This is a genomic window from Microbacterium sp. BR1, assembly GCF_002812725.1.
Taxonomy (GTDB): domain Bacteria; phylum Actinomycetota; class Actinomycetes; order Actinomycetales; family Microbacteriaceae; genus Microbacterium.
This window is the reverse complement of the sequence record NZ_NMUN01000005.1, coordinates 268415-286623: the sequence shown is the minus strand read 5'-3', so window position 1 is coordinate 286623 and position 18209 is coordinate 268415. Positions and strand designations below refer to the sequence as shown.

The following is an 18209-nucleotide window of genomic DNA, read 5'->3' as shown; positions in this document are numbered from 1 at the left end:
CGCACCGATCAGGCGACGCGGCGGTAGCGGATGTGCGTCGCCAGAGGCGAATGCAGCACCTCGACCGGCTCGAACCCGAAGGACTCGATCCCGGAGAAGATGCTCTCGCCTGACCCGAGCAGCACGGGCGCGATGTCGAGCGTGAGCTCGTCGACGACCCCGGCCGCGAGTGCCTGACGGGCGGTCGACGCGCCGCCCGCGATGTCGACACCCGCGTCTCCGGCGACCTCGAGAGCGCGGGCATAGGCGGCATCGAACCCCTCGGTGACGAAGGCGAAGGTCGTGCCGCCCTTCATCTCGATCGGATCGTGGGCGTGATGCGTGAGCACGAAGACGGGTGCGTGATACGGCGGCTCGTCGCCCCACCGTCCGCGCCAGTCCTCGTCCCACTCGCCGCGGATGGGTCCGAACATGTTGCGGCCCATGATGTACGCACCGCGCGGGCGCCCGAGCCACTCGCTCGCGGTCGCGTCGGCGTCGGTGGCGCGGTCGTCACCCAGGTGCCAGCGGTGCAGCTCGAGTCCGCCGACCCCGAGCGGGTTCTCGCGACTCTGATCCGGCCCGGCGATGAACCCGTCGAGCGAGATCGAGACGTGGCAGGTGGTGTCAGGCATTGCCAGCCGCCCTGCGGATGTGCTCGGCGATCGCCCGCTCCGTTTCGGGTGTCAGCGCGATGAGCGCGAAGGACGTCACCCACAGGTCGCCGTCGTCGAGCTGCGCCGCTTCCTCGAAGCCCAGGGTCGCGTACCGCGTGGTGAACTTCGACGCGGCCTTGAAGAAGACGACGACCTTTCCGGCGGCGTCGGTGTACGCGGGGAAGCCGTACCAGGTCTTCGGCATGAGGTGCGGAGCGACCTCGGAAACGATGCGGTCGATGCCCTCGGCGAGAACGCGGTCGTGGTCGGGCATCGCCGCGATCGCCTCACGGACGGCCTTCTCGCCGGCCGCGCGTGACTTGCCGGCTTTCTCTTCGGCACGCAGCTCGGCGGCGCGCTGCTTGACGGCTTCGCGCTCCTCCTGGGACAGCCCAGCGGTCTTCTCTGCCATGTTCGCTCCTCATCCGTTGCTTGCGGGCGCCTCTGCCCATCAACACGCTACGACGTTCGCTCCGCAAGCACTTCTCGAATCCTGATCGATCACGAGCCGACCGGCGGAAGCCGAACCGTCACCCGGGTGCCGACCCCCGGCTCTGACGCGAGCGCGATCGTACCGCCGTGCGCGGAGATGATCGCCTGCGCGATCGCGAGCCCGAGTCCCGTCCCGGTGCGGCGATCACCCGTGACGAAGCGGTCGAAGGCGCGTCGGCGCAGGGCCGGCGGGATGCCGACACCGTCGTCCGCGACCGTCAGTTCCACGCCCTCCGGCCCCTCGGCGAGAGTGATCGTCACCGACGCGGTGGCGCCCGCATGGACCACTGCGTTCCCCACGAGATTGCGCACGACCTGCGTGAGCGCGTGCGGATCGCCCCGGACCTCCACGCGTTCGGGGGAGTGCACCTTGATACGGCGCTCCGGCGCGAGGAGGGCCGCATCGTCGGCGGCGGCGCGGCACACGGCGGCGAGGTCGACGGGCTCGGAGATCGTCGGCGCGCCCTCGGCACGGGCGAGCTGCGCGAGCCGATCGACGAGAGAGCGCATGCGCTCGGACTCCTCGACGATGCTGGCGAACGCCCGCTCCGTCGTCCGGGCGTCGTCGGGGCTCTGGAAGTGCAGTTCCGCCCACCCCTGAATCGTGGTGAGCGGGGTGCGTAACTCGTGCGACGCATTGGCGACGAAGTCCCGCAGCTGATGCTCCGTGGCATCCCTCCGCTCGTCGAGGCGCGCGATCGCAGAAGAGATCGCGCGGGTTTCGGAGTACTCGGCGGCGGGGGATGTGACCAGTGCCTCGAGCCGGCCCCGTTCGACCCGCTCCGTGAGGTCGGTGAGTGCACGGGTCGTGCGCGACACGACCAGCGTCACGACGCCCCACACGGCGATCAACACGACGGCGAGGGTGCCCGCTGCGGCAAGCGCCAGGGCGGCCACGAGGCGGTCGGATCCCTCCACGCCGATGCCCACGAGGGCGCGCTCGACCGGCGTGCGTGCACCGTCGTCGACGACCGTCCCCGCGGGCAGAGCGATATCGGTGAACAGGATCGTGCGTCCGCCGAGGTCCGCGCGCACGGAGCGGCTCTCGCTCGCCTCGGCGGCGACGCGTTCGAGCGCGGCGACCGTGACGGCGGGCGCGGAACTCGCCGCGACTACCCCGCCATCGGAGTCCAGGAGTGCAACGACGGTGGACAGGGCGTCGACATCCGCCAGCCGCCCGCTGTCGATGACCCGGTCACCGCCCTGGTCGGTTCCCCAGGTCGCCACCGACTGCGCGGCGATGTGCACCTGTCGTTCGGCGTTGAGGTCGGTGACGATCCGGATGCCCCACACGCTCGCGATCCCGATGAGCACCACCGCGACGGCGACGACCGCGAGGATGCGGCGCCGGAGCGCACGCACCATGGACGCCGGCGCACGTGCCGGTGTCATGCGCGCTCCGTGCGGAGGCAGTACCCGAAGCCCCGCACCGTCTGGATGAGGGGTTCGCGTCCCGCGTCGACCTTCTTGCGCAGCGTGGAGATCGCCTTCTCGACGACGTCGGCACCCGTCGAGAGGTCGTACCCCCAGACGTGTTCGAGCAGCTGCCCGCGCGACAGCACGCGCTCGGCGTTCTGCGTGAGGAAGGCGAGCAGCCTCAGCTCGGTGGGGGTGAGCGTGAGCACCTCACCCGAGCGTCGGGCGCGACGGCCCGCCAGATCGATCATCAGGTCGGCATACAGGAGCGTGTCGGACTCGTCGACGCCCGGCCGACCCCGCCGGCGCACGGCGTCGATCCGTGCGATGACCTCCGACACGTGGAACGGCTTCGTGAGGAAGTCGTCCGCGCCCGAGCGCAGCGCCGCGACCCGCGCGTCGACGTCGTCCACGGCGCTGAGCAGGACGAGCGCGGCGGCCGGAGCGGCGGCGCGGAGCGTGGGGATGATCTGCACGGCATCGACCTCGGGCAGGAACCGGTCGAGCAGGATCGCGTCGAACGACTCGGCGCGCGCGAGCCTCAGCGCGTCGGCGGCGTTCGCCGTGCCCACCGCGTCGAACCGCGGTGCCGACAGGATCGACTGCAGCAGGAGCCGGATGCCGTCGTCGTCGTCGACGATCAGCACGCGCACGCGTTCGTGCGTGTCCGGTGGATGCTCCATCCGCCCATGGTAGGCACGCCGACCCGTCGTGCTCACGGTCGCCTGCCTGGCGCGGGGATCGTCAGGAATCCGTCAGCCTCGCGTCCGATTCCCGGGAGCTGAGTCCGCTGGGGTGGCTTCATGCTCACCCGCCGCTCCCGGTCCTGGATCATCGCGACCGCCGTCGTCGCCGTCTCGCTGGTGGCGATCGGCGTGATCGGCGAGGTCGCCCTGCGCGGGCGGCTGTCGGAGCGCGTCGACACGCTCGCGGCGACGATGCCCGGGGTGGACGTCTCGCTCGCCGGTCCTCCCGTGCTGTGGCAGATGGCCACGGGGCGCGTCGAGATGGAGCTGACGGCGACGGATGCTGCGCTCGACGCTCTCGCGGCGTGTTCGAGCGAGCAGGAGCTCGGCGTGCGCGCCGTTCCGGGAGGGCTCGTCGTGTCGCTCTCGCGCACCGTGCGGGGCATGTCGGTGCCGATCGACGTGATCCTCGTGCCCCACCGCGAAGCGGACGGGGGATGGGTGCTCGTCGCCGACTCGGTGAGCGCGGGCGGCATCACCATTCCCGCCGAGCGGGCCCTGAACCTTCTCGAAGGACGGGACGGGGCATCCGCCGGCTTCGCCGCCCGCCTGCGTGACGGCATCCGACTCCCGCACGACGCCGACACGGAGGTGACCCACGTGGAATTCACCGAGGGCGTCGCCCGTCTCGACCTCGCGCTGCCCGTGACCCCGAAAGAGGACGCCGAGGACGGTGCGCTGTCGCGCATCCGCTCGTGCGTGGACGACCCCGAGAGCCCGGAGGGCTGACCATGAAGAAGACCGTCTCGACCATCGCGCGTTTCTGCGCCCGTCATCGCTGGGGCACGCTCGTCTCGTGGCTGCTCGTCGTCGCGGCGCTGTTCGGCACGGCCTGGCTCGTGGGCCCGTCGCTGCAGGACGACGTCGAGGTCGGTGGCAGCGACAGCAGCGCCGCGGCGCAGCTGCTGTCCGATCGCGGAGATGCCGACGCCGACGCGGACGCGGAGGGCGATGCCGTGTCGAGCCGGATCGTGCTCGCCGGGCCCGACATCGCCTCGCACGCGGAGGTCGTGGCGGACGTCGCCGCAGGCTTGGCCGAGGCATCCGGGAGCGCCGTCGACGACCCTCTCGAAGACCCGGCCGCCGCCGCCCGCGCCGGCACGATCGCGCCCGATGGCAACGCGCTGCTGCTCACGGTCACGGGCGACCCCAAAGAGGAGGGCAAGGACTGGCAGCGCGCCGTGGACGACGCGCTCGACCCCGCACGGGAGGCCGGGCTGGAGGTGGCGATCGGATCACCCCTCGGTACCCAGCTGGATCGGGCCGGCACCGTCAACAGCGAGCTCGTCGGCGTCGTGGCCGCGCTCATCGTGCTGTTCATCGCGCTCGGCTCGGCGCTCGCCGCCCTCGTCCCCGTTGCGACCGGGGTGATCGCCGTGGCCGGCGGGGTCGGCACCGTGTGGCTGCTGAGCCACGGCTACTCGATCCCCGAGAGTGCGGTCACGCTCGCCGTCATGGTCGGGCTCGGCGTGGGCATCGACTACGCCCTGTTCCTCTTGTCGCGGTTCCGGCGCGCGCTGCGCGAAGGGGCCGACGTGGTGGACGCCGTCGCCGAGACCGGACACGACGCGGGCGAGGCCGCCATGGTCGCCGGGCTCACGGTCGCCGTGTGCGCGACGGGGCTCGCGATCTCGGGCGTCGAGTTCGTCGCCTGGCTCGGGTACGCCACCGCGATCGTCGTCGTGGTGGCCGTCGCATCCACGCTCACCCTCACCCCCGCCGTGCTCGCGCTCGTCGGCCGGCGTGCGCTGCCGCGTCGGGAGCGCGCCCCGCGCCGCCGCCGCGTGCGGCGTGCCGACAACATGCCGGACGGGACTCCGGACGAGACCGCGCCCGCGTCGCCCCGAACCGGCGTGTGGGACCGGCTCGCCCCGCGCCTGACCCGTCATCCCGTGGCCGCCGGTCTCGCCGCGCTCACGATCCTCCTCGTGATCTCGCTGCCGGCTCTCGCACTCCAGCTCGGACAGTCGAGTGCCGGGAACGCCCTGCCCGGGTCGAACCAGCGCGTCGCGTTCGATCTCACCGCGGAGCACTGGGGCGCCGGGCAGAACGCGCCCCTGCTGGTCGTGGGAGAGGGTGACGACGCCGCCGCCTGGGCCAGCATGCGCGAAGACGTCGCGGGCCTGGACGGCGCCGCGTCCGTCACGCCGCCCGTCGTGCAAGACGGGGTCGTGACGATGCAGGTGCTCCCCGAGACGGGGCCCAGCGACCCGGCCACGGCCGACCTCGTCGCGACGCTCCGCGCCGACACGATCCCCGCGAGCGGCATCGACGCGCACGTCGGCGGGGCGGTCGCGACGCGCATCGACCTCAGCGACCGCATCGCCGAGCGTCTGCCCTGGCTCATCGGCGTCGTCATCGCCGCGGCCATGGTGCTCGTGGGTTTCACCTTCCGATCCATTCTGCTGCCGATCAAGGCCGCGCTCTGCAACGCACTTTCGATCACGGCGGCATTCGGCGTCATCGTGTGGGTGTTCCAGGAGGGGCACGGCGTCGAGCTGTTCGGGCTCGACGGGCCGGTGCCGCTCGACCCGTACGTGCCGATGATGCTGTTTGCCGTGCTCTTCGGCCTGTCGATGGACTACGAGGTGTTCCTGCTCGCCGCCGTCCGCCAGGCCTGGGTGCGGGGGGCGACGCCGAAGGATGCCGTGACGCGAGGACTCGCCGAGACGGGTGGCGTCATCTCGGCTGCGGCGATCATCATGATCGCCGTGTTCCTGAGCTTCACGCTGAGTCCCAACCCGGTCATCAAGGTCTTCGGCGTCGGTCTGGCCGTCGCGGTGTTCGTCGATGCCACCGTCATCCGGCTGCTCCTGGTTCCGGCCGTCATGACCCTGCTCGGTCGTGCCGCCTGGTGGTGGCCGGGCAGACGCATCCGCGGTCGAAATATTCACGGCCCGCGACCCTTCTCACCCGATCCGGGAGCGGGTTCACTGGGAGCATGAGCGCGCCCGCGTTCCTCGATCCGATCGCGACGTCCCGCCGCCGCGGGGGCGTCGTCGTCTTCCTCGCCGTCGCATTCGCGGTGACGTGGGCGATCTGGCTGCCGATCCTCGTCCAGGCCCGAACGGCCGGACTCGACGGCATGCCGTGGACGTTCTTCCTCGCGTCGATCGGCCCCGCGTGCGGCGCCGTCGCCGCGGCTCTGTGGGAGGGCGGCCCGCGTAACCTCGCCGCGTGGGCACGGCGTGCCTTCTCTCTCCGGTTCCCGCGGGTGTGGTGGCTCGCGGGAATCGGCATGCCCGTCGCGTACTACCTGATCGGGTTCGGCGCGGCCGCGGTCGTGGCGGGGGGATGGCCCGATCCGGAATCCTTCGGAACCACCGCGAAGCTCCCTGGCCTGGGGTGGCCCGTCGTGGCAGTCGTCTGGCTGCTCACGTTCGGGTTAGGGGAGGAGGCGGGATGGCGCGGGTGGCTTCTGCCCGCGCTATCCCGCCGTTCGTCCGTGTTCTGGTCGGCGCTCGTGGTCGCCGGGATCTGGATTGCGTGGCACGCGCCCGCGTTCTTCTTCAACCCCACCTACACGCAGATGGGCGTCGGCATCGTGGGATGGATGCTCGCCCTGGTGTGCGGGTCGTACCTGCTCGCGTGGATGACGCTCGGCGCCCGGTGGAGCATCGTTCCCGTTCTTCTCTGGCACGCCGGCTTCGACCTGCTGACCGCGGCCGATCAGTCGGCGGGTGTCATCGCCTCGACGATCAGCGCGATCGTCATGGTGCAGGGCGTCGTCTGTGCGGGACTGCTCTGGCGACGACGCGGCTCCGCTCAGGCCACGACGGTCGGTGCGCGGCCGCTTCTCGGATCCTGATCGTCCGCGCCGAGATCCGACGCCGCCGCGCGACCGGCCTCGATCAGCCAGCGTCGGGGATCGGCGATCGCCGCCCGGGCCGACCCCGCAAGGTCGGCGAGTTCGACATACCAGCAGGGCGGCGGCTCGGAGGCCGTGCCGACGATCGCGCCGACCGTGACCGGGCGCTCTCGTGCCGCCGTCAGGATGCTGCCCACGACCTTGCCCGTGAGCGACTGCCGATCGAACCGACCCTCGCCGGTGAGCAGGATGTCGCATCCGTCCATGAGCGTGGAGAGGTGCGTCGCCTCGGCGACGAACGCCGCCCCGCTCGTGAGTGTCGCGCCCCACGTACTCAGGGCGAACCCCACGCCACCCGCGGCGCCCGCGCCCGGTTCGTCGGGGTCGCCTCCGAGCCGCACCGCGGCCCGACGCAGCCGCTGCTCGAGCACGGCTACGTCACGGGCGGAAGCGCCCTTCTGCGGTCCGAACACGGCGGCCGCCCCGTGCGGCCCGAGCAGGGGAGCGGTCACGTCGGTCAGGACGAGCGCTCCGCCGTGCGGGGGCATCCGGTCACCGATCGCGTCGAGCATGGGCAACCCGGCATCGGTGGACGCCGAGCCGCCGATGCCGATCAGCAGGTGCCGGGCGCCGCTGTCGATCGCCGCGCGAATCACCTCGCCGAGCCCGCGCGACGTCGCGCCGAGACTATCGAGCGGATGCATCAGCGGAAGGCCCGACATCTGCGCCATCTCGACGACCGCGGTGCCGTCCGCGAGCTCGAGCCATTCGCCCGGTACGGCCCGCCCGTCCGGCCCCGTCACGGGTCCCGCGCTGCGCCGGATGCTGCCCGGGTTCGACGCCTCCAACGCGTCGAGCGTGCCCTCGCCGCCGTCCGCCTGCGGCGCCACGACGAGGTCGTCGTCGGCCCGAACCGAGCGCCATCCGTCCGCGATCGCGCTCGCCGCCTCCTGCGCCGTCGCCGATCCTTTGTACGAATCGGGAGCAACGATGACGCGCAGCGTCCGGGACCGGGTCAACGACCCGACCGGCGCAGCGCGGTGCGCAGGCTGCGCAGGAGCAGCAGCAGACCCCCCAGCGCCACGATGCTGCCCAAGAACCCGAACGTGGGGACATCCCCGGTCAGCATCGGGCCACCGTCGTCGACGCTCAGGCTGATGCCCGCGATCACCAGCGCGATGCCGATCGCGGTCATGGTGATGCGGCCGAGCAGGCCGTCGATCCACGAGCGTTCGTCGGTGCTCTCGAAGGTCCGCAACCGCACCGACAGCGTTCCCTCGTCGAGGGACTGGGTCAGGTTCTCGAGGCGCCGCGGCAGCCTGCGTGACTGCTCGATGAGCAACGCAGACCACGTCTGCGCGGTGAGCAGCGCCTTCGTCGGAGACAGGAGCGACCGCGCCAGGCGCGGCGCGATGTGCAGGGCGCGTCCCACCATGTCGTAGTCCGGAACGAGCTTACGCAGCGTGCCCTCCAGCGAGGCGAGCGTGCGGAACACGAGAAGCAGCGACGGTGGCAGAGCCATCCGGTTCCGGCGCAGCACGTCGAGCAGGAGTCGGAACACGTTTTCATCGGCGCGCGCGCTGTGCAGCCGGGTCAGGATGACCCCGACGTCGCGTTGCAGCGCCACCGCGTCGAAGTCCCCGGAGGGTCGTCCGCACATCAAGAGGGCGATGTCGGTCACGGCGACGTCGTCCTCGTTGGCCATACCGACCAGCATCGGCACCAGCAACCGACGCATGCTGCTCTCGACGATGCCGACCGAACCGAAGTCGATCAGCGTGATCGTGGCGGCACCGTATGCGTCCGGCTCGTCATCGAGGATGAGATTGCCGGGGTGCAGGTCGGCGTGGAAGATCCCGCGAACCGCGATCTGGTCGACCACCGCATCCACCAGGCCGTCGGCGATCCCGACGGCGACGTCGTGGGGGAGCGTGCCGGGTTGGAGCCGGCTGAACGGGGTGCCGCCCACGAACTCCTGCACGATCATGCGATCCGTGCAGTACTCGCCGAAGACCTGCGGGACTCGCAGGAGTGAATCCCGGGCCCCGGCGATCGCTGCCCGCAGCATCTCGCCGTTCGCAACCTCGGTGCGATAGTCGAGTTCTTCGCGCAGCCCCCGCGCGAACTCGGTGACGAGTGCGTGCAGACCGTAGTCCTTCGCCCAGTCCGTGCGGGCCTCGGCGTCCGCCGCGAGCCGATCCAGGATGTCGAGATCGGTCGTCACCTGCGCGCGCGCCCGCGGGCGCTGGATCTTGACGATGACGTCCTCGCCGCTGACGAGCCGTGCGGCGTGGACCTGGGCGACGGATGCTGCGGCCAGAGGTTCCGGGTCGATCTCGGCGAACACCTGCTCGAGCGGGACTCCGAGCTGGTCGATGATCGCCGCCCGGGCCTCGGCCCACGGGATCGGCGACGAGTCCATCTGGAGCGTCGAGAGCGCGTCGATGAGCGCGGGTGGCAGCACATCCTCCCGGGAAGACAGCACCTGACCGAGCTTGACGAATGTCACCCCCGCCTCGTTCATCGCCGAAACGAGCGCCGTGGGGAGTTCACTGTCTCCGTCGCCGCGCCGTCGGCTCTCGTAGAACGTCAGCCCATGGCGTGACCCGATCGCGACGATCTGTGCGTAGCGCCGCGCTCGGTCGCGTCGACGGATGGCATCGCGCACCACACCGATCGGGTTGCGCATGCGGTGCGAGGGCCACAGGAATTCGAGCGTGAGCACCGCGATCACGACCACGGCGAACATCCATCCGACCGTCACCGCGACGAAGCCGACGGCCACCGCCCCGGGCGCGACGAACGCTCCATCGACGTAGACCTCCGCCTCGCTCAGTGTCCAGATGGCGAGCGGAGAAGCGAGCAGGAAGACGACGAGCGCCGTCAGGAAAGCGCGCAGCCACCCGACCTCCACGTCGAGCAAGCGGCGGACGATCCACGCCGCGACGAACGAGAAGAGGACGATCACGATAACGAAGACGAGCCAGTTCGGCATGAGGCGATTCTGTCAGCCGATGCGACCGCGCGGGAGCATCTGGGTCGGCGGCGCGCGCGTCCTCCACAGGCACCGGGCGCGAGCCCTCCGGAGCCCTATCATCGGTACGGGTCGTCAGGGCGACGGTCAAGAACGGCAGGCACGGCATGACGGGACTCCGAGGCGAGCAACGACGATCTGCGAATCGTTCCCGAAAACGCCGTCGTCTCGCCGCGATCATCGTCTCGGCGACGGTCGTCGCGTTGATCGCGGCCGGTGCGATCATCTGGCTTCCATGGCGTTCATCCGAGGCGACGTCGCCCACGGCGGCAAACCCCGCGGTCTCGCCGGCGCCCCTGAAGCCCACGCCCTCCCCGACGCCCCTGACCCCGGCCCAAGCCCTCTTGGCCGGCACCGACGATCCGAACGCGTGCGCCGTGAGCTTCGCGGGCGAGGGCATCGCCGACGCGCCGATCCTCCAGACCGTCGACACCCTGTACACGGGCCTGCCGGTGCCCACGCGCGACGGCGCGGTGTTCGCAGGCTGGTACGCGAGCGACGCGGACGCCGCAGCCTTGACGACCGCACAGCGCCTCAATGGTTCGAAGCTGGTGGCGTGCACGGACCAGCAGACCACCCTGCACGCCGGGTGGACGACCCCCGAGGCGAACGTCGCCGAAGCCGCGCGCATCCCGATTCTGATGTACCACCAGTTCACGACGAATCCGAATGGCGAGAGCGGATGGCTGCGCGGCAACTACGCGTACATCGGGGACTTCGACGCGCAGATGAGCTACATCGCCGGCGGCGGCTTCTACCAGCCGACCTGGGATGAGCTGAGCGCCTTCATCGACGGCAAGCTCTTCTTGCCCGGCCACTCCGTGATCGTCACCGACGACGACGCGGATCAGACCTGGTTCGACCTCGCCGCCCCCGTCGTCGACAAGTACCACGTGCTGGCAACGTCGTTCATGATCACGGCGTACCGGCAGGATCCACCTCCGAACAGGTACGTCCTGCGGAGATCCCACACGCACGACATGCACAAGGCCGGGGCGAACGGGAAGGGCGAGATGGTCAACCTGTCGGCCGAGCAGATCGCCGCCGACCTCGAGACATCGGCCGGAGTCCTGGGTGCGAAGGAGGTCATCGCCTACCCGTACGGCCACTACAACGACACGGCCAAGCAGGGCGTGGCGCAGGCAGGGTTCGAGATGGCGCGCACCGTCGAACCCGGCTACGTCAGGATCGGCACCGACAAGCTGGCCCTTCCCGTGCAGCGCATCAACTACGGCATGGGCGTCGACGTGCTGAAGAGCATGATCGGATAGACCGCGACGAGCCGGGCCGGGATTATCAGGCCTCGACGTCGCTTCGCCAGGCACCGGTCTCGGTACCCTGCGACTCGATGAACTCCTTGAAGTTCTCGAGGTCCTTCTTGACGGCGTGCTTGCCGACACCGAGCGCCGCACCGGCCATCTCGACGAAACCCTCGGGCTCCCAGTCGATCTGTGCCGTCACGCGCGTCTCGTTGTCGCTGAGCTTGTGGAAGGTCACGACACCGCCGTGATGCGTGTCACCACCGACGCTGTGCCACGCGACGCGCTCGTCGGGGTGCTGCTCGGTGATCTCGGCGTCGAACTCACGCTCGAACCCGCCGATCTTCACCTTCCAATGCGTGTGCGTGTCATCGATCTGCGCGATCGACTCCACCTCGCTCAAGAACTTCGGAAAGCTCTCGAACTGGGTCCACTGGTTGTAGGCGGTGCCGACGGGAACGTTCACGTCGGTGGTCTCGATGATCTGTACCACGCGTATCACTCCTTGCCATCGTGTTCGGAATTCTGTCCGGACGTGCGTCTGGGCAGGTTGAGGTCCTCGGGATCGACGTCGATGTCGCCGACGTCGTCGGGTCCGCCCGTCCCGGGTACGACATGCACGTCATCGGGGTCGATGTCGTCATCGATCGTGTCGGGCAGCGGATCCTCTTGCTTGCGTTCCGTTTCGCTCTCGCTGGCGGGGCTGTACGAGCGGTCCTTGCGGATGGCATCCGCCTCGGACAACCCGCTGTCAACGGGCGCCGGGGACAGGTTGTCCGTCTCGCCCGCGCCGAAGCGCGCCGTGTGTTCGGGGTTCATCGGAAGTCAGCCTCCGGAGGGATTGTCGACGGGCATCCCGTGCGAATCGGTCGTCTGGGGCTGGTCGGGTGAGACATCCGATGCGGAGCCGGAGTCCGACTCGAACTCGGATCCGGATGCAGAGTCCGGTGTGCCGGGGACGTCTTGCTCGTCCGGCTCGTCGTTCGCGTTGTCGCTCATGTCATTCCTCTCCGCTCGAGGACACCGTCCGTGCGAACGATGCTGCGCAACCGTAACCCCCTGAGGCGCGATCTCTCGGGGGGTTGACAGTGCCGTGATTCACCGCGATATTGCGCGATAGCTGGCGGACGCACGGGCGCGGGATGTCGGCCTCGTACATCACGGGCGCCGCTGCCTGTCAAGCCCCTGCGCTCGCGCGGGGCGCGGGTGCACGCTGAGTGGACGCACCCAAGGAGTGTCATGAAGACCACGATCACGACGGATGTCACGATGCATCCGTTCTCGTTCGCCCCGCGCGGGCAGCTCAGCGCTCACCTGATGGCGATCCTCGCCGAGGAACCCGGATCGACCGAGGCGGGCGACGTCGTCGGGCGCGCCGAGCGCGCGCTGGCCGAGGCACCCGATGTCATCCGTGACGACGACGTGCAACTCACCCTGTTCCTGCTGTACGCGAGTCACTACGGCTCGCTCGACGTCATCGATGCCGGATGGGAGTGGCATCCGATGCTCATCGCGACCCGCGGTGTGCTCGAGCGCACCTTCGAGGCGGCTCTGCGCGAGCGCGTTCCAATGCCTGCCGCACCCATGCCGACGCGGGATGAGGTGGCGCGTGCCCTGTTCGCCCTGACGGCCCCGACTCCGGGGCCGAGCGTCGCGCGGTTCATCGCCAAGAAGGCGACCGTCGAGCAGGCCCGGGAGCTGCTCATGCACCGAAGCGTGTACACCCTGCGCGAGGCGGATCCGCACTCGTGGGCGATCCCGCGTCTGACGGGACTGGCCAAGGCGGCGCTCGTCGAGATCCAGTCCGACGAGTACGGCGGGGGCGATGTCTCGCGCATGCATTCGCGGATCTTCGCCCAGACCGTGCGCGGGCTCGGACTCGATGACACCTACGGCGCCTACGTCGACGTGGTGCCCGCTGTCACCCTCGCATCGCTCAACACGATGTCGCTGTTCGGCCTCAATCGGCGCCTGCGCGGCGCGATTGTCGGGCACTTGGCCGCGTTCGAGATGACGTCGTCGCTGCCCAGTCGGATGTACGCCGACGGGTTCCGACGCCTGGGGTTCGGGCCCGACGTCACCTGGTATTTCGACGAGCACGTCGAGGCGGATGCGGTGCACGAGCAGATCGCCGGGCGGGACCTGGCCGGGGGGCTTGCCGTGGACAGTCCCGATCTGCTGCCCGACATCATGTTCGGCGCCGCCGCTTGCCTTGCCTTGGACGGCTGGGTAGGCGACGAGATGCTGAACGCCTGGGATGCGGGGCACAGCTCCTTGCGCGACGCAGAGACCGCGAACCGATGACGGTCGCCGAGAACGCCCGGCGCGCGTCGATCGAGTCCTATCCCGACGGCCCGCTCATCGTTCGCGGTGATGTCGAGGTGCTGGACGAGCGGGGCGAGCCCATCGAGTCGCAGCGCCGAACGCTCGCCCTCTGCAGGTGCGGGGCATCCCTCATCAAGCCGTTATGCGACGGCACGCACAAGACGACGGGTTTTCGCACGGATCCGGCCGTCGCGGACTGATCCCTCGCAGGCACGCACAAGGCCCCCGTCTCCAGCGTGGAGAGCGGGGGCCTCTTTCGTACGTGCGCGTCAGCCCTGGACGGCGAGAGCGAAGCGGACGGACCCGTCCTGCTCCATCTGCGCGTCGAGGACCTTGTCGTCGAGCGCCAGTGCGGCTCCCGCGTCGAGAAAGACACGTGCGCCCTCGACCTCGACAACGGCGTCCGTCGTCTCGGGCTGCGGCGATACGCCGAGCTCGAATCCTGTCTCGGCCGATCCCGTGTCGCGGATGCGCAGTCCCCCGGCGGGGGCGTCGGGCACCTGCTCCACGATGGACTTGACCGCCATACTCGCGTTCTCGGTGAGTGTCAGCATGCTGCTCTCCTTCCGTTCGTCGAGGTGGCCACGATTCCGAGAATCGGGGCGGCATGCAACCTCACACGCGCACGTGGAGGAGATTCCCAAGGTTCGCTCTCAGGGGTCGGCGAACGGGAATCCGGGCGCGGTGCGGGCTCAGGACCCCTGCGCGGCCTCGAACGCCTCGATGACGCTCGCCGGAACACGACCGCGATCGGACACCTGGTGGCCGTTGTCGCGGGCCCACTGGCGGACGACGCCCAGGTCCTGCTGGCCGGAGCGCCGACGGGCACGCGCGCCCGCGGTCTGCGAACCCGAGGCCCTCGACGAGATGGGGCGGCCCGCCGCCACGTAGGGCTGCAGCGCGTCACGCAGCGCCGCGGCGTTCGCCTCGGTCAGGTCGATCTCATACGCGATGCCGTCGAGCGAGAACAGGACGGTCTCGCCCTCTCCGCTATCGAGAACGGTGCCGTCGAGATCGTCGACGAGCTGATGTACGATTCTGCGGGCCATCAGGCCACTTTAGCGCGTGCGGCCCCGTGGTCGCGGGTGCGCAGGGGTGCATCGGAGTATCGCGTCGATGGCGACGGATGCCTGGGGTCAGGGCAGCAGCCCGCTCCGGCGGGCCTTGGTCACGGCGGCGTGCCGAGTCGAGGCATCCAGCTTCGCCATCGCGCTCGACAGGTACGCCTTGACCGTCCCCTCGCGCAGCGAGAGCTGGGCGGCGATCTGAGCGTTCGTCGCACCGATCGCGGCGCACGCCAGCACATCCGTCTCGCGCGGGGAGAGCGACACGGACGACGTGAGTTGCGCCGTGTCGTCGTCGCCCGAGAGCGCCGCCAAGCGCTGTTCGACGTGCGCGAGCCGCGCACGCACGTCGGGGTCGGTGATGGCCGCGGCGATCGTGCGCAGCTCGGCGTAGCTCTCGCGCAACTCTTCGCGGTGGGCCGCGGGCAGCGACGGATGCGGTTCCGTCGGCGTCGCCGCCCCGCCCTGCGCACGGGGTGAGGCAGGTCCGAGGGCCCCGCTCGCCGGTGCGGTCGCGCCATCCAGCGTCGCGAGGCGGCGCTCGACCTCGTCGCGCACGCGCAGTTCGGTGGCCAGGGCATCCGCCACCTGGAATGCGGGTTTCATCACCACCTCACCGACGTTCGCGGACGCCCACGCGCCCCCGTAGAGCAACCCGCGGACCCGCCCGCCGACGATCACGGGGACCGCCAGGAGGGTCGAGATGCCCTCGCCCAGGATGTGACGGTCGTAATCATGCGTGATGTGCCGTGCCGCGCCGTAGTCGGGCGTCGCCCGGGGTCGTATCTCCGCCATCACCCGGCCGCCGAGCCCGCGCATCACGCGCACGTTGAGCCCATCGAGGCTGCGCGTGCGGCTGCCGTGGATGGCGCTGATGTGCGCGTTGCCGCCATCGACGAATCCACCGAACGACACCGGAAAGTGGGTCCGTCGCGCCAGTTCGCGCACGGCACCCGTCAGCGCCGAAGCTTCTGAGTCGATCCGATCCGGGGTAAGCATCACTACCAACTTTCGGGGGTGACGGCATCGTCGCCGCGTTTCGTAGCGTCGACCCTACACCTGCCGGAGCGAAAAAAGCGCTCGGATCGGGGCAATCCGTCGCGCCTCCCGTGGCGGCACTCGGTCGTCTTTTCTGGCTTCGCGCGGGATCCGCACTGATGGCAAGGAGGCCACATGAGTGATCCGAAAACCGAGACGGTCCCGCCCGGCGGGATCGACTATATAGCGGTCGAGGAGTCCGCTCCGTTCCAGGAGCTCAAGCGGACGCAACGCAGCTTCGTGTTCCCCCTCGCGGTCGCGTTCCTCGTCTGGTACTTCGTCTACGTCCTGCTGTCGTCGTTCGCCACCGACTTCATGGGTACGCGCGTCTGGGGCGACGTGACCGTCGGCCTCATCTTCGGGCTGGGGCAGTTCGTCACCACCTTCGCGATCACGATGACCTACGTCGCGTTCGCGAACCGCAAGCTCGATCCGAAGGCCGCGGCCATCCGTGATGCCCTCGAGAAGCAGGAGCCCACCTCGTGAACGACATCTTCGCGGCGCTCGAGGCCGCCTCCACCACCGTCGAGAACAACCCCGTCCTCAATATCTCGATCTTCGGTGCGTTCGTGGCGATCACGCTGTTCATCGTGATCCGCGCGAGCCGCAACAACAAGACCGCGGCCGACTACTACGCGGCCGGTCGCTCATTCACGGGGCCGCAGAACGGCTTCGCGATCGCGGGCGACTACCTGTCGGCCGCATCCTTCCTCGGCATCTGCGGGGCGATCGCGCTCAACGGATACGACGGGTTCCTGTACTCCATCGGGTTCCTCGTCGCGTGGCTCGTCGCGCTGCTGCTGGTGGCCGAGCTCATGCGCAACACGGGCAAGTTCACGATGGCGGACGTGTTGTCGTTCCGGCTCGCTCAGCGCCCGGTCCGGATGGCCGCGGCGATCACGACCCTCGCCGTCTGCTTCTTCTACCTGCTGGCGCAGATGGCGGGGGCAGGCGGGCTCGTCTCGCTGCTGCTCGGCATCGACGACCAGCTCGGGCAGTCGATCGTGGTCGCCGTCGTCGGCGTGCTCATGATCGTCTACGTGCTCGTGGGCGGCATGAAGGGCACGACCTGGGTGCAGATCGTGAAGGCGTTCCTGCTCATCGGCGGCGCCATCGTCATGACGATCTGGGTGCTCGCGATCAACGGCTTCAACATCAACACCCTGCTGGGAGCGGCGGTGGATGCCTCGACCACGACGCCCCCGGATGCGATCCTCGCCCCCGGCCTGCAGTACGGCGCCAACCCGTGGGACTTCATCAGCCTGGCGATCGCCCTGGTGCTCGGCACGGCCGGTCTGCCCCACGTGCTGATGCGCTTCTACACGGTGCCGACCGCGAAGGAGGCGCGTCGTTCGGTCGTGTGGGCGATCTGGCTGATCGGTCTGTTCTACCTGCTCACGCTCGTTCTGGGCTACGGCGCCGCGGCGCTGGTCGGACCGGAAGCGATCCGCGAGGCCCCGGGCGGGGTCAACTCGGCGGCCCCGCTGCTCGCTCTCGCGCTCGGCGGCCCGCTGCTGCTCGGGTTCATCTCGGCGGTCGCCTTCGCGACGATCCTCGCGGTCGTGGCGGGCCTGACGATCACAGCGGCCGCGTCGTTCGCGCACGACATCTACGCGAACGTCGTGAAGAAGGGCAATGTGCCGCCGGATGGTGAGGTCAAGGTGGCGCGCCGCACGGTCGTCGTGATCGGTGTGCTGGCGATCATCGGGGGCATCGGCGTCCAGGGTCAGAACGTCGCGTTCCTCGTGGCGCTGGCATTCGCGGTGGCGGCCTCGGCGAACCTGCCGACGATCCTGTACTCGCTCTTCTGGCGCAGGTTCACGACCCGTGGCGCGGTATGGAGTATGTACGGCGGCCTGGGGTCGGCCATCATCCTGATCGTCGCGTCGCCCGTGTTCTGGGGCACCGAGACGAGCGTGTTCCCGGTCGGCACGGCCCTGTGGCCGCTGAACAACCCCGGCATCGTGTCGATCCCGCTCGGGTTCTTCCTGGGCTGGCTCGGGTCGGTCACGTCGCGCAAGGCCGAGAACCGACGCCTCGCCGCCGAAATGGACGTGCGCTCGCTCACCGGCTACGGCGCCGAGAAGGCCACGAGTCACTAGCGGCGCTGGTCTGCCCCTGCCCGTGCTGCAGCCCGCGCGCCTGCCGCTGTCGCTCCGCGTGACCCCCCCCGTGTGACACTGCTGCGTGACTTGGGGCGTCAGGATCCCCTTGGGGCGCGGAATCCCGCGCCCCAAGGGGATTTCAACGCCCCAAGTGATGCGGCGGGCTGCCGTCAACGCCGTCGAACGCCGTCGGGCGCCGTGGGCCCCGTGGGCGCGGTGGGCTGCCGTCGGGGTGCTGTGGGCGCGGCGGGTTACCGCAGCCACCGTGGGCGTCGTGGGGCGCCGTC

The 18209-nt window shown here is 69.9% G+C and carries 20 protein-coding genes; 8 read left to right on the top strand and 12 right to left on the bottom strand.

Annotated features, from left to right (window positions below):
* Positions 1–8: 8 nt before the first annotated feature.
* The 4 genes from CGU35_RS11100 to CGU35_RS11085 all read right to left on the bottom strand — a co-directional run bounded on the left by CGU35_RS11100 (position 9) and on the right by CGU35_RS11085 (position 3226).
* Positions 9–614 carry a dihydrofolate reductase family protein gene (locus CGU35_RS11100; protein ID WP_100811619.1) on the bottom strand — a complete coding sequence of 202 codons (606 nt, stop codon included), beginning with the start codon at positions 612–614 and terminating at the stop codon, positions 9–11.
* Positions 607–1047: a hypothetical protein gene (locus tag CGU35_RS11095; RefSeq protein WP_100811618.1), complete on the bottom strand. Its 441-nt coding sequence runs from the start codon at positions 1045–1047 to the stop codon at positions 607–609. The genes CGU35_RS11100 and CGU35_RS11095 overlap by 8 nt, the downstream gene beginning before the upstream one ends.
* A gap of 89 nt (positions 1048–1136) precedes the next feature.
* Positions 1137–2519, bottom strand: coding sequence for a sensor histidine kinase (locus tag CGU35_RS11090; RefSeq protein WP_100811617.1), 1383 nt, complete (start codon positions 2517–2519; stop codon positions 1137–1139).
* The gene (locus CGU35_RS11085) at positions 2516–3226 is read right to left on the bottom strand and encodes a winged helix-turn-helix domain-containing protein (RefSeq protein ID WP_100811616.1); all 711 of its coding nucleotides are present in this window, start codon (positions 3224–3226) and stop codon (positions 2516–2518) included. Before CGU35_RS11085 ends, CGU35_RS11090 begins: the two co-directional genes overlap by 4 nt.
* 120 nt (positions 3227–3346) lie before the next feature.
* On the opposite strand from CGU35_RS11085, the gene CGU35_RS11080 reads away from it, so the two are divergent.
* The 3 genes from CGU35_RS11080 to CGU35_RS11070 are packed head-to-tail and all read left to right on the top strand — an operon-like array spanning position 3347 to position 7097.
* On the top strand, positions 3347–4018 hold the full coding sequence (locus CGU35_RS11080; protein ID WP_100811615.1) for a hypothetical protein: 672 nt from the start codon (positions 3347–3349) through the stop codon (positions 4016–4018).
* 2 nt (positions 4019–4020) lie between these two features.
* Positions 4021–6234: an MMPL family transporter gene (locus tag CGU35_RS11075; protein WP_100811614.1), complete on the top strand. Its 2214-nt coding sequence runs from the start codon at positions 4021–4023 to the stop codon at positions 6232–6234.
* Positions 6231–7097, top strand: coding sequence for a CPBP family intramembrane glutamic endopeptidase (locus CGU35_RS11070; protein ID WP_100811613.1), 867 nt, complete (start codon positions 6231–6233; stop codon positions 7095–7097). The genes CGU35_RS11075 and CGU35_RS11070 overlap by 4 nt, the downstream gene beginning before the upstream one ends.
* Here CGU35_RS11070 and CGU35_RS11065 read toward each other — a convergent pair.
* Together CGU35_RS11065 and CGU35_RS11060 are read right to left on the bottom strand one after the other, a co-directional pair.
* The gene (locus CGU35_RS11065; RefSeq protein WP_232711267.1) at positions 7055–8116 is read right to left on the bottom strand and encodes a glycerate kinase family protein; all 1062 of its coding nucleotides are present in this window, start codon (positions 8114–8116) and stop codon (positions 7055–7057) included. The two genes, CGU35_RS11070 and CGU35_RS11065, sit on opposite strands and share 43 nt — an antisense overlap.
* The gene (locus tag CGU35_RS11060) at positions 8113–10092 is read right to left on the bottom strand and encodes an ABC1 kinase family protein (RefSeq protein ID WP_100811612.1); all 1980 of its coding nucleotides are present in this window, start codon (positions 10090–10092) and stop codon (positions 8113–8115) included. Before CGU35_RS11060 ends, CGU35_RS11065 begins: the two co-directional genes overlap by 4 nt.
* Before the next feature lie 146 nt (positions 10093–10238).
* On the opposite strand from CGU35_RS11060, the gene CGU35_RS11055 reads away from it, so the two are divergent.
* Positions 10239–11402, top strand: coding sequence for a polysaccharide deacetylase family protein (locus CGU35_RS11055; protein WP_100811611.1), 1164 nt, complete (start codon positions 10239–10241; stop codon positions 11400–11402).
* Positions 11403–11427: 25 nt separating this feature from the next.
* Here CGU35_RS11055 and CGU35_RS11050 read toward each other — a convergent pair whose 3' ends face one another.
* The 3 genes from CGU35_RS11050 to CGU35_RS18170 are packed head-to-tail and all read right to left on the bottom strand — an operon-like array spanning position 11428 to position 12389.
* Entirely contained in the window at positions 11428–11883 is a 456-nt protein-coding gene (locus CGU35_RS11050; RefSeq protein WP_100811690.1) for an SRPBCC family protein, read from the bottom strand.
* A 5-nt stretch (positions 11884–11888) separates the two neighbouring features.
* Positions 11889–12209, bottom strand: coding sequence for a hypothetical protein (locus CGU35_RS11045; RefSeq protein ID WP_232711266.1), 321 nt, complete (start codon positions 12207–12209; stop codon positions 11889–11891).
* Between the two features lie 6 nt (positions 12210–12215).
* Positions 12216–12389, bottom strand: a complete 174-nt coding sequence (locus tag CGU35_RS18170; RefSeq protein ID WP_157813941.1) for a hypothetical protein — start codon at positions 12387–12389, stop codon at positions 12216–12218.
* A 240-nt stretch (positions 12390–12629) separates the two neighbouring features.
* Between CGU35_RS18170 and CGU35_RS11040 the strand changes: the two genes are divergently transcribed.
* On the top strand, positions 12630–13694 hold the full coding sequence (locus tag CGU35_RS11040; RefSeq protein WP_232711265.1) for an iron-containing redox enzyme family protein: 1065 nt from the start codon (positions 12630–12632) through the stop codon (positions 13692–13694).
* Positions 13691–13915 (top strand): CDGSH iron-sulfur domain-containing protein, encoded by a 225-nt coding sequence (locus CGU35_RS11035; RefSeq protein WP_100811610.1) that lies wholly within the window; start codon positions 13691–13693, stop codon positions 13913–13915. Before CGU35_RS11040 ends, CGU35_RS11035 begins: the two co-directional genes overlap by 4 nt.
* Positions 13916–13984: 69 nt before the next feature.
* Here the strand turns inward: CGU35_RS11035 and CGU35_RS11030 are convergent, their stop codons facing one another.
* The 3 genes from CGU35_RS11030 to CGU35_RS11020 form a co-directional block, all read right to left on the bottom strand.
* Positions 13985–14269 carry a Fe-S cluster assembly protein HesB gene (locus CGU35_RS11030; RefSeq protein ID WP_100811609.1) on the bottom strand — a complete coding sequence of 95 codons (285 nt, stop codon included), beginning with the start codon at positions 14267–14269 and terminating at the stop codon, positions 13985–13987.
* Positions 14270–14407: 138 nt separating this feature from the next.
* The gene (locus CGU35_RS11025) at positions 14408–14764 is read right to left on the bottom strand and encodes a histone-like nucleoid-structuring protein Lsr2 (RefSeq protein WP_100811608.1); all 357 of its coding nucleotides are present in this window, start codon (positions 14762–14764) and stop codon (positions 14408–14410) included.
* Positions 14765–14851: 87 nt separating this feature from the next.
* Positions 14852–15778 (bottom strand): LuxR C-terminal-related transcriptional regulator, encoded by a 927-nt coding sequence (locus CGU35_RS11020; protein ID WP_100811607.1) that lies wholly within the window; start codon positions 15776–15778, stop codon positions 14852–14854.
* A 174-nt stretch (positions 15779–15952) separates the two neighbouring features.
* Here CGU35_RS11020 and CGU35_RS11015 point away from each other — a divergent pair, with 174 nt between their 5' ends.
* A complete protein-coding gene (locus tag CGU35_RS11015) occupies positions 15953–16303 on the top strand; it encodes a DUF485 domain-containing protein (RefSeq protein WP_100811606.1) in 351 nt (116 codons plus the stop codon).
* Positions 16300–17919 carry a solute symporter family protein gene (locus CGU35_RS11010; RefSeq protein ID WP_198519564.1) on the top strand — a complete coding sequence of 540 codons (1620 nt, stop codon included), beginning with the start codon at positions 16300–16302 and terminating at the stop codon, positions 17917–17919. Before CGU35_RS11015 ends, CGU35_RS11010 begins: the two co-directional genes overlap by 4 nt.
* The last annotated feature ends 290 nt before the right edge of the window (positions 17920–18209 follow it).

Excerpts from the sequence above, each read along its gene's own strand:
- CGU35_RS11095 (WP_100811618.1), bottom strand. The coding sequence starts at position 1,047 with ATGGCAGAGAAGACCGCTGGGCTGTCCCAGGAGGAGCGCGAAGCCGTC.
- CGU35_RS11070 (WP_100811613.1), top strand. The coding sequence starts at position 6,231 with ATGAGCGCGCCCGCGTTCCTCGATCCGATCGCGACGTCCCGCCGCCGC.
- CGU35_RS11085 (WP_100811616.1), bottom strand. The coding sequence starts at position 3,226 with ATGGAGCATCCACCGGACACGCACGAACGCGTGCGCGTGCTGATCGTC.
- CGU35_RS11040 (WP_232711265.1), top strand. The coding sequence starts at position 12,630 with ATGAAGACCACGATCACGACGGATGTCACGATGCATCCGTTCTCGTTC.
- CGU35_RS11030 (WP_100811609.1), bottom strand. The coding sequence starts at position 14,269 with ATGCTGACACTCACCGAGAACGCGAGTATGGCGGTCAAGTCCATCGTG.
- CGU35_RS11060 (WP_100811612.1), bottom strand. The coding sequence starts at position 10,092 with ATGCCGAACTGGCTCGTCTTCGTTATCGTGATCGTCCTCTTCTCGTTC.
- CGU35_RS11100 (WP_100811619.1), bottom strand. The coding sequence starts at position 614 with ATGCCTGACACCACCTGCCACGTCTCGATCTCGCTCGACGGGTTCATC.
- CGU35_RS11090 (WP_100811617.1), bottom strand. The coding sequence starts at position 2,519 with ATGACACCGGCACGTGCGCCGGCGTCCATGGTGCGTGCGCTCCGGCGC.
- CGU35_RS11055 (WP_100811611.1), top strand. The coding sequence starts at position 10,239 with ATGACGGGACTCCGAGGCGAGCAACGACGATCTGCGAATCGTTCCCGA.
- CGU35_RS11075 (WP_100811614.1), top strand. The coding sequence starts at position 4,021 with ATGAAGAAGACCGTCTCGACCATCGCGCGTTTCTGCGCCCGTCATCGC.
- CGU35_RS11015 (WP_100811606.1), top strand. The coding sequence starts at position 15,953 with ATGAGTGATCCGAAAACCGAGACGGTCCCGCCCGGCGGGATCGACTAT.
- CGU35_RS11035 (WP_100811610.1), top strand. The coding sequence starts at position 13,691 with ATGACGGTCGCCGAGAACGCCCGGCGCGCGTCGATCGAGTCCTATCCC.
- CGU35_RS11025 (WP_100811608.1), bottom strand. The coding sequence starts at position 14,764 with ATGGCCCGCAGAATCGTACATCAGCTCGTCGACGATCTCGACGGCACC.
- CGU35_RS11020 (WP_100811607.1), bottom strand. The coding sequence starts at position 15,778 with ATGCTTACCCCGGATCGGATCGACTCAGAAGCTTCGGCGCTGACGGGT.
- CGU35_RS11080 (WP_100811615.1), top strand. The coding sequence starts at position 3,347 with ATGCTCACCCGCCGCTCCCGGTCCTGGATCATCGCGACCGCCGTCGTC.
- CGU35_RS11045 (WP_232711266.1), bottom strand. The coding sequence starts at position 12,209 with ATGAACCCCGAACACACGGCGCGCTTCGGCGCGGGCGAGACGGACAAC.
- CGU35_RS18170 (WP_157813941.1), bottom strand. The coding sequence starts at position 12,389 with ATGAGCGACAACGCGAACGACGAGCCGGACGAGCAAGACGTCCCCGGC.